Source organism: Arthrobacter sp. FW306-1B-F12A (assembly GCF_058781865.1).
In genome coordinates this window covers 25574-40103 of the sequence record NZ_JBYSXD010000044.1, presented here as the reverse complement: position 1 = coordinate 40103, position 14530 = coordinate 25574, and the positions used below count along the sequence as shown (strand labels likewise).

Here is a 14530-nt window from a genome sequence, read left to right as displayed (position 1 = left end):
GAACCGCGGTATTCAGCAACTTGGACGAGCTCTTGGCGGGAACCCCCGCGTTGGACCTCGTCATTGTGGCCACCCCCATCCAGACGCACGCGCAACTCGCCCTCACGACGCTCCCCCACGCCGATCTATACCTCGAGAAGCCTCCAGTCGCTTCCCTCGCCGACTTCAATCGCCTGCAGGAAGCCGCCACCGCAGCTGGCAGAATCGTCCAGGTCGGCTTCCAAAGCCTCGGATCCCGGGCCCTCCAGGCCATTGATGAACTCCTTGCGGCGGGAGAGATCGGCACGCTCCTGGGCATCTCGGCCACCGGGCGTTGGGTGCGTGACCGCGCCTATTACAAACGCTCACGATGGGCGGGTAAGCGCAGCCTTGACGGCGTCGACGTCGTCGATGGGGTGGCGACCAACCCCCTGGCCCACGCCATCGCCACAGCGCTGAGGATCGCCGGGGCGAAAACCGTGGACGATCTTGCGTCCGTGGATACGGACCTGTACCGCGCCAACGACATCGAAGCCGACGACACCTCCGTCATCCGGATCCGCACCGCAGCGGGCGTGCCCATCACGTGCGCGCTCACCCTCTGCGCCGCCGAGTCCGTGGAACCGTACATCACCCTGCAGGGCAGCGAAGGCACTGCAGTGTTCCATTACACCGAAGACCGCCTCACTGTCAGCTCTGCCGCCGGGAAGCGCGAAACCGTATACGGCCGGGTGGACCTCACTGAAGACCTGCTGGAGCATCGTCGCTCGACGCCGGGGCCCGCAACCGCGGCGCCGCTGATCAGTCCGCTCGCGGACAGCGGCGCCTTCATGCAGGTCCTCGAAGCCATCCGCACCGCGGAATCTCCGGCGCTGATCCCGGAGCAGTACGTCACCTGGGAGGGCGAGGGCGACGCCGCCCGTCCCGTGGTCGACGGAATCGAAGACGCCCTGGAACGCGCGACGGCGGCGCACGCCACCTTCAGCGAACTCGGCTTGCCTTGGGCGCGGCCAGCCGTCGACGCCGGAAGGCCGGTTTTGAGCCTGCCCGACGGCGGCGAGCTTGGCGGCGCTGCCCTGTTGGCGACCGTGCAGAGCGGTACAGGCCTTGCCACGCGGCTCTCCCCGCGGCCCTATCTGCACCCGGTCCGTACACTGGCCGGAGTCCCCGTAACCGATCACCTGCCGGCAGACCACCCCTGGCACCTTGGCGCGGGATTCACCTTGCAGGATGTGAACGGGACCAATTTCTGGGGCGGCAAAACGTACATCCGCGCGTCGGGCCGTTACGAAGAACGGCAAGACCATGGGCGCATCATCGAGCGCTCCACAGTGTCCGGGCCCGGCTTGCTGGAGCAGGAATTGAGTTGGCAGGCACCGGACGGCGCCGAACTTCTCCGCGAACGCCGCACCACCGGCTCCCGCCAGCTCGACCGCCGCACCTGGCAACTGAAGCTAAGAACAGAACTGACCGCCGTCGTCGACTCCTCGCTGGGCAGCCCCGGCTCAAACGGCGCCCCCGGAAGCGGCTACGGCGGCTTTTTCTGGCGCTTGCCTGCGTGCGCCGAAGCTGAGGTCTTCACGGCCGAAGGTCGCGGCGAACCCGAAGTCCACGGCTCGGCGTCACCGTGGCTGGCTTGGGCAGCCGACTTCCCTGGAGGCCCCGCCACCGTGGTGTTCGCTGCCCCGGCTGAGGCGCCGGATCCTTGGTTCGTCCGGATGGCGGATTACCCCGCAGTGGGTTCGGCCCTCGCGTGGGACCGGCCAGTGGTGCTTGCCGCAGGCGACTCCTTGGTCCGCACGTTCACGGTGTGGCTCGTCGACGCCAAGCTGTCTCCGGCCGAGGTTGCCGAGCTGATGGCCAACAGGGTCTCCGCCGGAGGCTAGGCACGCTGAAAGGGCGGGGCACGCAACGTGCCCCGCCCTTCAGACCGCCGCCGCGCCGTTAGGCGTACGGAAGCACGAGTTCCGCGTAGCGCTGCTTCATGGTTTCCAGGACTGAATCGCCGTCTGCGTCCCAGATGTCCTGGTTGAAGATCTCCACCTCGATGTCGCCCGTGTATCCGGCGTCGCGCACCCAGCTGCCGATCGTCGCGAAGTCGATCACGCCGTCGCCCATCATGCCGCGGGACAGCAGGGCGTCGGCGGCGATGGGGAGGTTGAAATCGCACACCTGGTAGGAGGCGATCCGGTTTTCCCGGCCGGCCCGCTGGAGCTGCTGCTTCAGTTCCGGGTCCCACCACACGTGGAAGGTGTCGACGGCGACGCCCACCGCCTTCGCGTCGTAAGGCGAGGCGAGGTCAAGCGCTTGGCCCAGCGTCGAGATGAGGGCCCGGTCCGCTGCGTACATCGGGTGCAGGGGTTCGAGCACCAGCCGGACCCCGTGTTCGACGGCGAAGGGCACCAGGTCCTCGAGGCGGTCGGCCACGCGCAGGCGGGCCGCGACGACGTCCTTCTCTCCCGGGGCGAGTCCGCCGACCACCAGGAACAGCTCCTGCGTATCCAGCGCGACGGCTTCGAGGATGGCTGTCCGGTTGTCCGCCACAGCGGCGGCCTGCCCTTCGGCGTCGGCGGCTGTGAGGAAGCCGCCCCGGCAGAGGGAGGAAACGCGAAGTCCGGCGTCCTTGATCAGCTTGGCCGCTTTGTCCAGGCCGGCGTCGGCGACGATGTCCCGCCACGGGCCGATCGCCGGGATCCCGGCACGGACGCAACCGTCCACCGCCTCGGCGAGGGTCCATTTCTTGGTGGTGGCGCTGTTGAGTGACAATCTGGAAAAGTCGGACGGCCGCGAAAAGTCGTTCATGCGCTCACCCCGTTGATGCGGAGGTAATCGGACATGCGGAAGGCGGCCAACGCGGGATCGCTCAGGAGCCCGGCCTGGTCGGCGAGTTCGAAGGTGCGTGCCAGGTGGACCACGGAGCGCCCGGAATGCAGCCCGCCGACCATTTGGAATCCGGGCTGTTTGCCGTTGAGCCAGGACATGAAGGCGATCCCGGTCTTGTAGTAGAACGTGGGGGCGCTGAAGATGTGCTTGCCCAGTTCGCGGGTGGAGTCCAGGATGGCGCGCGCGTCCGCGGCGTCGCCGGCGTCGTACTTCTGCAAGGCGACCGAGGCGGCAGGGTAGATCGCGGCGAAGATGCCCAACAGCGCGTCCGAGTGGTGGGCGCCGTCGCCGTCGATCAGTTCCGGGTAGTTGAAATCGTCGCCGGTGTAGAGGCGGACGCCCTCCGGAAGGGCTGCACGCAGGGCAACTTCATGCGAAGCGTCGAGCAGCGAGACCTTCACTCCGTCCACCTTGTCCGCGTGGTCCCGGATCAGGCCAAGGAAGGTTTCCGTTGATTCGGCGACGTCGTCCGATCCCCAGTAGCCGGCCAGTGCGGGGTCGAACATGGTCCCGAGCCAGTGCAGGATGACGGGCTGGTCCACCTCACTGAGGAGCGTGGAGTAGACCTGCAGATAGTCCTCAGGGCTTGCTGCCACCTTGGCCAGCGCCCGCGACGCCATGATGATGACCTTCGGTCCCGCTTCACTCACGACGGCGATCTGCTCGCGGTAGGCGTCCAGCACGGTCTTGATTCCGGCGGGCCCCTCGGGGACAGAGTCCAGGTCCAGCTGGTCAGTTCCGGCACCGCAAGAGACGAGGTCCCTGACGGTCTTCCCGGCGGTAGCGGTGTTGCCGGATGCCACCACGGATGCCGCTTCGACGCCGGTTCGCTTGATGAGCTGCTGCGTGGCGGCCCAGTCCAGGCCCATGCCTCGCTGGGCGGTGTCCATGGCGTCGGCAACACCCAGGCCGTAGGACCACAGCTCGTGCCGGTACGCCATGGTGGCGTCCCAGTCCAAGCGCGCGGGGGCACCCGGGGTGTTGTCGGCCGTTGCTTCGGGGATCACGTGCGCCGCGGCGTAGGCACGCCGTGAGGTCAAGGGCGACGTCGGCCTGGCCCACGACGTTGCCGGCCGCACCTTGTAGAGGCGGGTCCCGCCGTCGTGGTTTGGAAGAAGGAGGGAAGTCATCAGAGCACGATCTCCGGGATGTCGATGGTGCGGCGCTCGGCCGAGGACTGCAGGCCGAGTTCTGCGAGCTGCACGCCGCGGGCGGCGGAAAGCAGGCCGAAGCGGTGCTCCCGGCCGGCGACGACGTCGCGCAGGAATTCTTCCCATTGCAGCTTGAAGCCGTTGTCCAGATCGGCGTTCGCGGGAACTTCCTGCCACTGGCTGCGGAAGGACTCCGTAACGGGCAGGTCCGGGTTCCAGACGGGCTTGGGGGTGTGGGCGCGCTGCTGCGCGACGCACTTGTTCAAGCCCGCGACGGCGGACCCGTGCGTGCCGTCGATCTGGAACTCCACGAGTTCGTCGCGGTAGACGCGGACCGCCCAGGAGGAGTTGATCTGTCCGACGACGTCGTCCCCGCCCGGGGTCTCGAGCTCAAAGATGCCGTAGGAGGCGTCGTCGGCCGTGGCCTTGTATTCCTTGCCGGATTCGTCCCATCGGGTCGGGATGTGGGTGGCGGTCTTGGCGTTGACGCTCTTGACCTTGCCGATGATGCCTTCAAGGACGTAGTTCCAGTGGCAGAACATGTCCGTTGTCATTCCGCCGCCGTCTTCCTTGCGGTAGTTCCAGGAAGGGCGCTGCGCCGCCTGGACGTCGCCTTCGAAGACCCAGTAGCCGAATTCGCCGCGGATCGAGAGGATCCGGCCGAAGAAGCCTTCGTCCACCAGGCGGCGCAGCTTGACCAGCCCCGGCAGGTACAGCTTGTCGTGCACCACGCCGGCCGTGACCCCGGATTCCTTGCCGATGCGGGCCAGCTCGATGGCCTCCTCCAGCGTCTCCGCCGTCGGCTTCTCGGTGAAAATGTGCTTTCCGGCGCGCATGGCCTTCTTCAGCGTCGCCGCGCGGAGGCTCGTCATCGACGCATCGAAAACGACGTCGACCGTGGGGTCGTTGATAACTGCGTCGAGGTCGGTGGACCACTCGGACACCTTGTGGAGTTCGGCGAGTTCGCGGATCTTCGCTTCGTTGCGGCCAACCAGGATCGGTTCGACCTGGACGCGGGTGCCGTCTGCCAAGGTGAAGCCCCCGGCGTCGCGGATGGGAAGGATGGAACGCAGCAGGTGCTGGCGGTAGCCCATCCGGCCAGTGATGCCGTTCATGGCGATCCTTATGGACTTTGTTGCTGTAACAGAATTGGTGCCCATGAGTCCTTCTTCAGATGGAAAGTAATGAGGTGGGAAAGCGCATTCCCAATGCATTCATGATGACACGCCGCCCCGGGTCTGGCAATCGCTTTCCCACTGCTAGTTGGGCCTGCAATAATCGGATGTTGCTGAAAGTGCCCGAGACTGAGGCTTTGAAGAGGAGTTGTCCGTGACTGCAAGCACGCTGTCCGAAGTGGCCAAACTGGCCGGCGTCTCCCCCGCCACAGCCTCCCGGGTACTCAATGGGTCCGCCAGGACGCCCGCGCCGGACATCGCCGAGCGCGTCCGCCAGGCGGCCGACACCCTCGGCTACATCGCGAACGCCCAGGCCCAGGCTCTGGCGAAATCCAGCACAGGCCTCATCGGCCTGATCGTGCACGATATCGCGGACCCCTATTTTTCCGCCATAGCGCAAGGCGTACAGGCCGCGGCACGGCAAGAGCGCCGCATGGTGCTGCTCGCCACCACCAACGGCACGCCCGCCGAGGAGAAGGACGCCGTCGCCGCCTTCGCTGCACGGCGGGCGGAGTCGATCGTCATCGCAGGATCGCGTTCAACCCGTTCCGAAGACGCCCGCGCGAACACCGAGCTAGCCGCCGAACTGGACCGCTACTGCCGCAACGGCGGGCGAGTGGGCGTCGTCGGGCAAGCGATCCTGGGCGTCGCCGAAACGGACAACTACCGCACCATCGCCGTTCCGAACGAACAACTTGCGCAGGATCTGGCGCGGGAGTTGGCGCGCACACACAAAGGGCCGTTCGTCATCGTGGCAGGTCCAGAAGGGCTCACAACTTCGGATGAGCGCGTTATGGGATTCCAACGCGGCTTGTCCGACGCCGGCCAACCCGCCGCGGATGTTGTGCACGTCGCGTTCAACCGGAACGGCGGTTTCGACGCCGGCATTGAGCTTGCCTGGCGGATCAAGGCCTCCGGCCAGTCGGCGCCGGAGCAGCGTTTGTGCATTTTCGCGAGCAACGATGTCATGGCCATCGGCGTGGCCGCCGCGTTGAGGGACCAGGGGCTCAGGATCCCCCACGACGCCAGCCTCGCAGGATTCGACGACATCCAATGGCTCCGGGACTTCCGGCCGGCGCTCTCCACCGTAAGCCTGCCACTCGAAGAAATCGGACGGCTTGCAACCATTGCGGCCCTTTCCGACGACGGCGGCGGCGGTCCAGCCGCCGTCGCGGGCAGCGTCACCCTCCGCAAGAGCACGGGTTCGCCGTAGTTCCCCTGGCTCGCGGCCGCTCCATCGATGACGCGATCGCGCCGGGCCGAGCGTCTGTCGCCAGTGTGACCGATGCAACAACTTAACCTTGACAGCACGGCCGCGCGGGTGTCTCATGGAAAGCGCTTACCAGATGGGAAAGCGCATACCAAGCGGAAGTTCAGTCCGATTCTTGCAATGGCGCCGCACTCCTGCTGGAAACCACACCCAAAGACGGGAAGGCCCTTCCAGTGGCCCCAACGACTTGTCCAAAGGAGGACAATATGAAGATCGACGCGAGCAGGCAGCGAAGTTCAATCGAACCGCGACAGTCCAGCACCACGAGGAAAGCGGCAGCCAGCGGCTGGATCGGCAGCGCCCTTGAGTACTACGACTGGTTCATCTATGCACAGGCCGCCGCGCTGGTGTTTCCCGGCGTCTTCTTCCCCGCGGGAAACCCGACCGTTGCGCTGATCGCTTCGCTTGGCACCTACGCCGTGGGGTACGTGGCCCGCCCCATCGGCGCATTCGTCCTGGGACAGTGGGGCGACAAACATGGACGCAAGAACGTTCTGGTCTTGGCCATGTTGATGATGGGCGCGTCGACCTTCGCCGTCGCATTATTGCCCACCTACGGCCAGGTCGGCGTCCTGGCACCCGTCCTGCTGGTTGCCGTTCGGCTCATCCAGGGCTTTGCAGTTGCAGGCGAACTGAGCGGTGCCAGCGCCATGATCGTGGAGCACGCACCTTTCGGACGCCGGGGCTTCTACGCCAGCTTCGCGCTCCAGGGCACCCAGGCCGGGCAAATTATCGCCGCCGCAGTCTTCCTCCCGCTCTCGGCCATGCTCTCCAGTGAATCGTTCAAATCCTGGGGCTGGCGCATTCCATTCCTCCTCAGCGCCCTCGTGGTGTTCGCAGGCTACATGATCCGCCGCCGGGTCGAAGAAACCCCCATCTTCACCGAAGAAAAGGCACACCAAGAGATCCCGAAGATGCCAATCGTCCGCGTGCTGCGCGAAAGCGGTCTCAACGTGGTTCGCGCAGTCTGCATGACCCTGGTCAACGTCGTCGGTGTCACCGTGGCAGTCTTCGGAGCGGCCTACGCTACCCAGCCGGGCTACGGCGTCGGCATGAGCACCACCGTCTATCTCTGGATCCCGGTCCTGGCCAACGTCGTCGCACTGGCCCTCATCCCGTTGTTCGGAGATCTTTCGGACCGGTTCGGCCGCAGGCCATTGATGATCTTCGGCTCGTTGAGTTCAGGAGTGCTGGCCTACGCTTACCTGTACGCGGTCAGCCAGAACAACGTACTGCTCACCATCATCCTCTCGATCCTCATGTGGGGCACGCTCTACCAAGTCTGGAATGCAACGTTCGCCAGCTATTTCCAGGAGCTCTTCCCCGCCCGTACCCGCGTCACGGGATTCGCGATCTCGCAGAACATCGGCCTCGTCATCACGGCATTCCTTCCGAGTATCTTCACGGCGATCGCGCCGCCGGGATCCGCGAACGTACCGCTCATCATCGGGTCCATCTGCTTCGGAATCTGCATCATCGGCGCCGTGGCCGCTTGGTCGGCCCGGGAAACGTACCGTATCCCGCTCAATCAGCTGGGCACGCCGGACGCGACCCCGGTTCCCCGCGAGGAATACCGCCAGTTCCGGGCCGGCACCCGGTAAGCTGCGCGATTTTGCGGCTCTTCGCCGCCTACGAATGAAACGATTCACAGAAGGTAGGAACCTCGATGCGCGTCTGCTTCCGCTCCTCGGTCAAACCCAGCCATATTCCGGAGTACCGGCGGCGCCACGCGGCCGTCTGGCCGGAGATGCTGCGTGAACTCAAGGCAGCCGGATGGAACAACTATTCGCTGTTCCTGGCTGACGACGGGCTGCTGGTGGGGTACGTGGAATGCGACGATTTCGATGCGGCCCGGGCCCGCATGGCCCTGACTGACGTGAATGCCCGCTGGCAGGCGGAAATGGCGCTCCTGTTCGAAAACGACGCACAGGCACCCGACCAAGGATTCGTCCAGCTCACGGAAATCTTCAATCTCGAGGACCAGCTGTTCCGGGGTTGAGGCCTTGGGTTCCGAAAACCGGGGCTTGTTTCCCATCGCCGCGCTTCAAGCTCCGGTCTGGGAAACAAGCCCCGGAAGTGCCCTGCCCCTTGGAATTCCGGACAGCGGCCCAGTGTGGTACTTTCCGCAAGAACGAATTGGGGCTTGCCTAAGACTTCCGGGCATGTTTATTGGGGGCGTTGTGGTTTCTTTGAGTGCACGGATAAAGCGTGGAACTGCCAGTGTGGCAGCGACCGTGGGGATCCTACTGCTTTTGTCTGGCTTGGCGGCGCCCGCAGCAGAGGCGGATACAGCCTCTGCTCCGGCACCGACACCCTTAGCGCTCATGGGTACCACCTCGAAACCCACCGCCGAGGGCGCATTTATCCCGTTGGCTCCGGCGCGGTTCCTGGATACCCGAAACAGTGCTCCCGTGGGCCCTGATGGAACGGTGTCCTTCCAAGTTGGCGGGGTGAACGGGATTCCGGCCAATGCGGCGGCTGTTACTTTCAATCTCACAGTTACCGATCCCACGTCCTTCGGGTTTATTACCGCATATGCTTCCGGGACCAACCGACCTGACGCATCCAACGTGAACTTCGCCGGCGGCCAGACCGTTCCGAACTCCGTCACGGTCCCGGTAGGGGCCGACGGAAAGGTCACCCTGTTCAACCGCTCGTCGGGAACCACCCAATTGATCGCTGATGTCTCGGGCTACTACCTCCCTGGAGCGCCGACTGTGCCGGGCGCCTTCGTGCCTGTCGCACCCGTCAGGCTCTTGGAAACCCGGACCAGCGCTCCCGCGAGTCCGGACGGAACAGTGTCCTTCCAGGTCGGTGGGTTGGGTAGGATTCCGGCGACGGTCTCGGCAGTCACGTTCAATCTCACTGTTGTGAACCCGACGTCGTACGGGTTCATCACCGCCTACGCTTCCGGCACACCTCGCCCGAACTCCTCCAACGTCAACTTCGCAAAAGACCAGACAGTTCCGAACTCGGTCACCGTCCCCGTCGGCTCCGACGGAAAGGTCACCCTTTTCAATCGCTCGTCCGGCAGCACCCAACTGCTCGCCGACGTATCCGGCTACTACGTTGCCGGGACGCCGACTGTAGCAGGTGCATTTGTTCCCGTAGCGCCCACACGCTTCCTGGATACCCGCAACAGGGGTCCTGTGGGGGCTGACGGGGTGGTGTCTTTCCAGGCAGGTGGGGCGAATGGAGTTCCAGCCAACGTTGCGGCAGTTACTTTCAACCTCACTGTCACGGGCCCGACGTCGGTCGGGTTCATTACGGCGTACGCCTCAGGGACGGATCGGCCGGGTTCATCGAACGTGAACTTTTCGCCTGGGCAGACTGTTCCGAATTCCGTCACGGTCCCGGTCGGGGCCGACGGCAAGGTTACGCTCTACAACCGCGCGTGGGGCACCACCCAGCTAATTGCGGACGTCTCCGGCTACTACCTTCCCGGGGCATCTACGAGCTCCGTGGGCATCTGGGGCGACAATCGCTACGGGCAGCTTGGCAATGGCACCTATACGGACAGTCTTTCGGCGATCGGTGTTTCGGGATTGACCGATGTGGTCATGACTGCTCAAGGTCGCGCCAATAGGTATGCGTTGCGCGCTGACGGCACGGTTTGGGCTTGGGGTATCAACTACTGGGGTCAACTGGGCGACGGCACCACCGAGTACCGGAACACCCCGGTTCAAGTCGCGGGCCTGACAGGGGTGACCTCCATCGTCGCCAATACGGACAACGCCTATGCATTGTTGGCCGATGGGACGGTCCGGGCATGGGGAAACAACTACGACGGCCAGTTGGGAAACGGCACCCGCGGGTATAGTCCCACCACGGGCTACAACAGCGCCTTGTCCTTTAGCAGCACCCCGGTCCAGGTTGTTGGCCTGACGGGAGTTGCTTCCCTCAGCGCTACATTTAGTGCGACTTATGCGTTGTTGACCGACGGAACGGTCCGGGCTTGGGGCGAAAACAGTGACGGTGCGCTCGGGGATGGCACCACGATCAACAGGGACGCTCCGGTCAAAGTGTCCGGCCTCGCGCGCGTCGAATCACTTTCCACTTGCTGGGGGAACGCATATGCCCTTCTGACCGACGGAACGGTCCGTGCCTGGGGAAACAACCTGAGCAGCGAGCTTGGTTCCGGCAGTTCGGCACCGCAAAGCGCCATCCCCGTTCAGGTCGCCGGCCTTTCCGGCGTTGCCTCCCTAGCGGTTGACGGGGGACATGCCTATGCGCTCCTTACCGATGGCACGGTTCGCGCTTGGGGACTTCACGCCGGAGAACTGGGCGGCGGCCCGATCGGCCAAAACAGCAGCATCCCGGTTAGGGTCCCTGGTCTCACCGCGGTCGCTTCGATCTCGGTCAGCTACGGCACGAGCTATGCAGTGTTGGCTGACGGGACGGTCCGCGCCTGGGGCTACAACCCGAACGGGCAGGTTGGAAACGGGACCACCACCCATACCGCATCCCCCGCCCGAGTCACCGGCCTGAGCAGGGTCGCCTCGATCACGTCGAACGGATTCAGCACGTACGCCCTTCTCACCGACGGGACCGTCCGGGCATGGGGCTACAACGGAGAAGGCCAGCTCTCCAATGGCACCAAGGTGAGCAGCAGCACTCCCGTGCAGGTCCAAGGGCTCACCAACGTGAGGCGACTCGCGATGTAGGCAGCCGGTTCCGCAAACCGGCGCGATACTCCGCCAAAAGCCCTTAAACGATCGCGGAAACCCCTGTCACGGCCCGGCCCACGATGAGCGAGTTGATCTCGAACGATCCTTCATAGGTGTAGATCGCCTCAGCATCGGCAAAGATCTTTGCCATCCGGTAGTCCGTCACGATGCCGTTCCCGCCCAGGATGGATCGGCCCATCGCCACGGTTTCGCGCATACGGGCGCTGCAGTACGCCTTGGCCAGCGCCACCTGGGCCATTTGGGCTCCGCCGTGCCGCACTCCCTTGCTGTCCGTGTAGATACCCTCCTGCAGCTGGGCGATCCGCACCATCATCCCCATGCTGGCCACGGCATTTCCGAGCATGTCCACCAATTGCTGCTGGATGAGTTGGAACTTCGCCAGCGGGCGGCCGAACTGCTGGCGGTCAAGCGCATACTGGCGGGCGACGTCGAACGCCGCCAACTGCTGTCCCACGGCCTGCCAGGCCACCATGAGCCGTGACCCGCGCAGCAGGTGGTTGGTGTCCGCGAAACTATTGATTCCGGAAAAACGATCTGCCTCGGCAACCCGGACGTCCTTGAGGACAATGTCAGCGTTTTGCACGGTGCGCAGTGCGATCTTGTTCTCAATCTTGGTTCGGGTCACGCCAGGCAGCGTGCCGTCCACGATGAAGCCGCGAATAGCTCCGTCGGCCTCGTCCCGGGCCCAGACCAGCATGTGGTCGCAGAACGTCCCGTTGCCGATCCAGCGCTTGGCGCCGTTCAGCACCCAGTAGTCGCCGCCGTCGTCGGCTCCCCCGGGGACCCGGCGGGCCACAGTCTGCAGGCCGCCGGCCACGTCGGATCCGTGATCCGGTTCCGTGAGCGCAAACGCACCAGTGGTCCGCAGATTGGAGGCGTCGTCGAGGTAGCGGTCCTGTTGATCCTTGGAGCCGAACTCGTACAGCGCCTCGATGAAAAGGTCGTGGTGGACCATGAAGAACGTGGCAATGGAGGTGTCCACGCGGGTCATTTCCGCGATCACGAGCCCTGCGAACAGGTTGCTGTAGCCGCGGTGCGTGGGGGTGCTCAGGCGAAGCGCTGCGAGCTTGGGCAGGATGTGCGCCGGGAACTCAGCTTTGTCCCACCAATCCTTGGCATACGGCGCGATTTCCGTGGCCAGGAATTGCCGGAGCTCGTTGAGCTTGCGCTGTTCCTGGACGCTGAGGAGGGACTCGAAATCGAAAAAGTCTGCCCCCGGCAAAGAAGGCAGGGAGCTATTGGAACCAGCCGGGTGTCCGACGGCGGCCGCCAGCTTGTGCGTCTGGCTCACTTCGGTGCCATCCGGATTGCGCCGTCGAGGCGGATGGTTTCGCCGTTGAGCATGGCATTCTCCACGATGTGCGCCACGAGGTTGGCGTACTCGGCGGGGCGGCCAAGACGCGCCGGGTGCGGCACCTGCTGGCCCAGGGAGAGCTGTGCGTCCTGGGGCAAGCCGGCCAGCATCGGGGTTTCGAAGATGCCTGGCGCAATGGCCATGACGCGCACCAGCGAGCGCGCAAATTCACGGGCCAGGGGCAATGTCATCGCGGCCACGGCCCCCTTGGACGCGGCATACGCAGGCTGTCCGATCTGGCCGTCGAAAGCCGCCACGGAGGCTGTGTTGATGATGACTCCGCGTTCCTCGCCACCAAGTTCGGTGGACGCAGGTTCGTTCCGGGCCATCGCGGCGGCAGCGAGGCGGATCACGTTGAAGGTCCCCACGAGGTTGATCTGGATGACCCTGTTGAAGTTCTCGAGCGGCAGCACACCGTCTTTGCCCAGTACTTTGCCCGGGGTTGCTACGCCAGCACAGTTGACCAGGATCCGGAGCGGGCCCAGCGCGACGGCAGCATCGACGGCGGCCTGCACCTGCTCTTCGTTCGTGACGTCGGCGGGGACGAACACGGCCCTGCCGTCGGCTCCCGCGGCATTGAGTTCGGCGGCGAGGGACTCGCCGGGAGATGAGTGGAGGTCAAGCAGCACTACCGACGCTCCGGCGTCGAGCAATCGCCTTGCGGTTGCGGCCCCCAAACCCGAAGCCCCGCCGGTTATCAACGCAACTGCGCCCTTGATGTCCATCCATCCTCCTCGATGCAGAACCAAAATCCGTTAATGAATGTTAACTGAATCACTTTGATTGTGCACTGGTGAGGGGCCTGCGGCCAAGCGCGCGGCGTTAGGCTGTCACCATGTCCGCCGCCGACACCCCGCAAGGCACCCCCGGAACACCGGATTGGGCCGCGCGGGCCGACCACGCCGCACGCTCGGTGACCCGGCATTTCGGACGGCGCCTCCTCTTCCTTCCAGGAACCCATCTTGCGGCGTCGGTCCGGCCCTCCAGCCATTCTCCGTTTCAGTCGTGGAACTACTGGTGGCAGGCGCACTACGTCGATTGCCTCGTGGACGCGGGGTTGCGCGAACTGGCCTCGGGATCAAGGTTCGACGGCGGTGATCGCCCTAGTGCCGGCGAGCTCGCTTCACGCGTGGTCGCCAGCATCCGGCTGCGCAACTTCCTGCGCTACGTCAACAGCTACTACGACGACATGGCGTGGCTGGCCCTCGCCGTGCTGCGCTTGGATTCCTTGGCCGCGCGGGCGCAGAAGCCTGGCCGACGACGCAACGCCCGGTTGCAGAAAAGCCTCTCTCCGCAGTTCGAATCGGCTTCCACCCAACACATGGGCGGCGGCACCTTCTGGAGCACCAAGCGCGATTTCAAGAACACCCCGGCCACGGCGCCGGTGGCCTTGCACTTCGCCCGGACCGGTCATCCAGAGCGGGCCCAAGGGCTTCTGGACTGGCTCGACGTGACCCTCTTCGAACCCGCGCGCGGCCTATACCTCGACGGCGCCTGGGTCAAGGAAGGCAAGCTCGTCCTCGCTGAAGAGATCTACACCTACAACCAGGGCCCGGTGCTCGGCGCCTTGTTGGAACTCGGTGGAGACGCGAACCTGGCACGCGGGGCCGCCCTGGTGGGCTCGGTGGCCGAACATCTGACGGTCCGTGAGCCTGACACTCAGGGGAGGCTCGTTCTCCGCGGCGAGGGCACCGGCGACGGCGGGCTCTTCACCGGAATCCTCGTCCGCTACCTGGCGCTCGCCGCCGGAGACGTGCGGTTGCCCGCCCCCACCCGCGCTTCCGCGCGGCAATTGGTCCTCGATACCGCGGAGGCTCTGTGGGCGGGACGGACGGTGCGCACCGACGATGCCAACGAAGCTTCCGGAAAGGACGACGGCGGTTGGCTCGTCTTCTCGACGGAACCGCAGCGCCCGGCGGCCGAGACGTACGCGCCGGGCACCGCCGTCGAGCTCTCCACCCAACTGCAGGCGTGGATGGTGTTGGAAGCCGCCGCGCGCGTCCACTAATTGTCAGTGCCGGGGCCTAGTC

At 65.0% G+C, this 14530-nt stretch carries 11 protein-coding genes; 6 read left to right on the top strand and 5 right to left on the bottom strand.

Features of this window, described 5'->3' with window-relative positions; translation table 11 throughout:
• Positions 1-1865 (top strand): DUF6807 family protein (locus AC3WJU_RS17855; RefSeq protein WP_492260492.1); only part of this gene is annotated, 1865 nt, incomplete at its 5' end.
• Between the two features lie 58 nt (positions 1866-1923).
• On the opposite strand, the gene AC3WJU_RS17850 is transcribed toward AC3WJU_RS17855, so the two are convergent.
• Genes AC3WJU_RS17850 through AC3WJU_RS17840 form a run of 3 tightly spaced genes read right to left on the bottom strand, consistent with a single transcriptional unit; the run spans position 1924 to position 5128 of the window.
• Entirely contained in the window at positions 1924-2781 is an 858-nt protein-coding gene (locus AC3WJU_RS17850) for a sugar phosphate isomerase/epimerase family protein (RefSeq protein WP_492260491.1), read from the bottom strand.
• Complete coding sequence (locus AC3WJU_RS17845; RefSeq protein ID WP_492260490.1) at positions 2778-3992, bottom strand: dihydrodipicolinate synthase family protein; 1215 nt, start codon at positions 3990-3992, stop codon at positions 2778-2780. Before AC3WJU_RS17845 ends, AC3WJU_RS17850 begins: the two co-directional genes overlap by 4 nt.
• Positions 3992-5128 (bottom strand): Gfo/Idh/MocA family protein, encoded by a 1137-nt coding sequence (locus tag AC3WJU_RS17840; RefSeq protein ID WP_284988692.1) that lies wholly within the window; start codon positions 5126-5128, stop codon positions 3992-3994. The genes AC3WJU_RS17845 and AC3WJU_RS17840 overlap by 1 nt, the downstream gene beginning before the upstream one ends.
• 214 nt (positions 5129-5342) lie before the next feature.
• On the opposite strand from AC3WJU_RS17840, the gene AC3WJU_RS17835 reads away from it, so the two are divergent.
• From AC3WJU_RS17835 to AC3WJU_RS17820, 4 genes are all read left to right on the top strand, one after another.
• The gene (locus AC3WJU_RS17835; RefSeq protein WP_492260489.1) at positions 5343-6401 is read left to right on the top strand and encodes a LacI family DNA-binding transcriptional regulator; all 1059 of its coding nucleotides are present in this window, start codon (positions 5343-5345) and stop codon (positions 6399-6401) included.
• Positions 6402-6664: 263 nt separating this feature from the next.
• Positions 6665-8059, top strand: coding sequence for an MFS transporter (locus tag AC3WJU_RS17830; RefSeq protein ID WP_492260488.1), 1395 nt, complete (start codon positions 6665-6667; stop codon positions 8057-8059).
• 65 nt (positions 8060-8124) lie between these two features.
• Entirely contained in the window at positions 8125-8457 is a 333-nt protein-coding gene (locus AC3WJU_RS17825) for an L-rhamnose mutarotase (protein WP_332602446.1), read from the top strand.
• Positions 8458-8782: 325 nt separating this feature from the next.
• Complete coding sequence (locus AC3WJU_RS17820; RefSeq protein ID WP_307052833.1) at positions 8783-11122, top strand: hypothetical protein; 2340 nt, start codon at positions 8783-8785, stop codon at positions 11120-11122.
• A gap of 43 nt (positions 11123-11165) precedes the next feature.
• On the opposite strand, the gene AC3WJU_RS17815 is transcribed toward AC3WJU_RS17820, so the two are convergent.
• Together AC3WJU_RS17815 and AC3WJU_RS17810 are read right to left on the bottom strand one after the other, a co-directional pair.
• On the bottom strand, positions 11166-12419 hold the full coding sequence (locus AC3WJU_RS17815; protein ID WP_492260493.1) for an acyl-CoA dehydrogenase family protein: 1254 nt from the start codon (positions 12417-12419) through the stop codon (positions 11166-11168).
• A gap of 14 nt (positions 12420-12433) precedes the next feature.
• Positions 12434-13225, bottom strand: a complete 792-nt coding sequence (locus tag AC3WJU_RS17810; protein ID WP_059388556.1) for an SDR family NAD(P)-dependent oxidoreductase — start codon at positions 13223-13225, stop codon at positions 12434-12436.
• 110 nt (positions 13226-13335) lie between these two features.
• Here AC3WJU_RS17810 and AC3WJU_RS17805 point away from each other — a divergent pair, with 110 nt between their 5' ends.
• Positions 13336-14508 carry a glycoside hydrolase family 76 protein gene (locus AC3WJU_RS17805; protein ID WP_492260487.1) on the top strand — a complete coding sequence of 391 codons (1173 nt, stop codon included), beginning with the start codon at positions 13336-13338 and terminating at the stop codon, positions 14506-14508.
• Positions 14509-14530: the final 22 nt, after the last annotated feature.

Coding starts and splice junctions, on each gene's coding strand:
- AC3WJU_RS17850 (WP_492260491.1), bottom strand. CDS start 2,781: ATGAACGACTTTTCGCGGCCGTCCGACTTTTCCAGATTGTCACTCAAC.
- AC3WJU_RS17845 (WP_492260490.1), bottom strand. CDS start 3,992: ATGACTTCCCTCCTTCTTCCAAACCACGACGGCGGGACCCGCCTCTAC.
- AC3WJU_RS17840 (WP_284988692.1), bottom strand. CDS start 5,128: ATGAACGGCATCACTGGCCGGATGGGCTACCGCCAGCACCTGCTGCGT.
- AC3WJU_RS17830 (WP_492260488.1), top strand. CDS start 6,665: ATGAAGATCGACGCGAGCAGGCAGCGAAGTTCAATCGAACCGCGACAG.
- AC3WJU_RS17825 (WP_332602446.1), top strand. CDS start 8,125: ATGCGCGTCTGCTTCCGCTCCTCGGTCAAACCCAGCCATATTCCGGAG.
- AC3WJU_RS17820 (WP_307052833.1), top strand. CDS start 8,783: ATGGGTACCACCTCGAAACCCACCGCCGAGGGCGCATTTATCCCGTTG.
- AC3WJU_RS17810 (WP_059388556.1), bottom strand. CDS start 13,225: ATGGACATCAAGGGCGCAGTTGCGTTGATAACCGGCGGGGCTTCGGGT.
- AC3WJU_RS17805 (WP_492260487.1), top strand. CDS start 13,336: ATGTCCGCCGCCGACACCCCGCAAGGCACCCCCGGAACACCGGATTGG.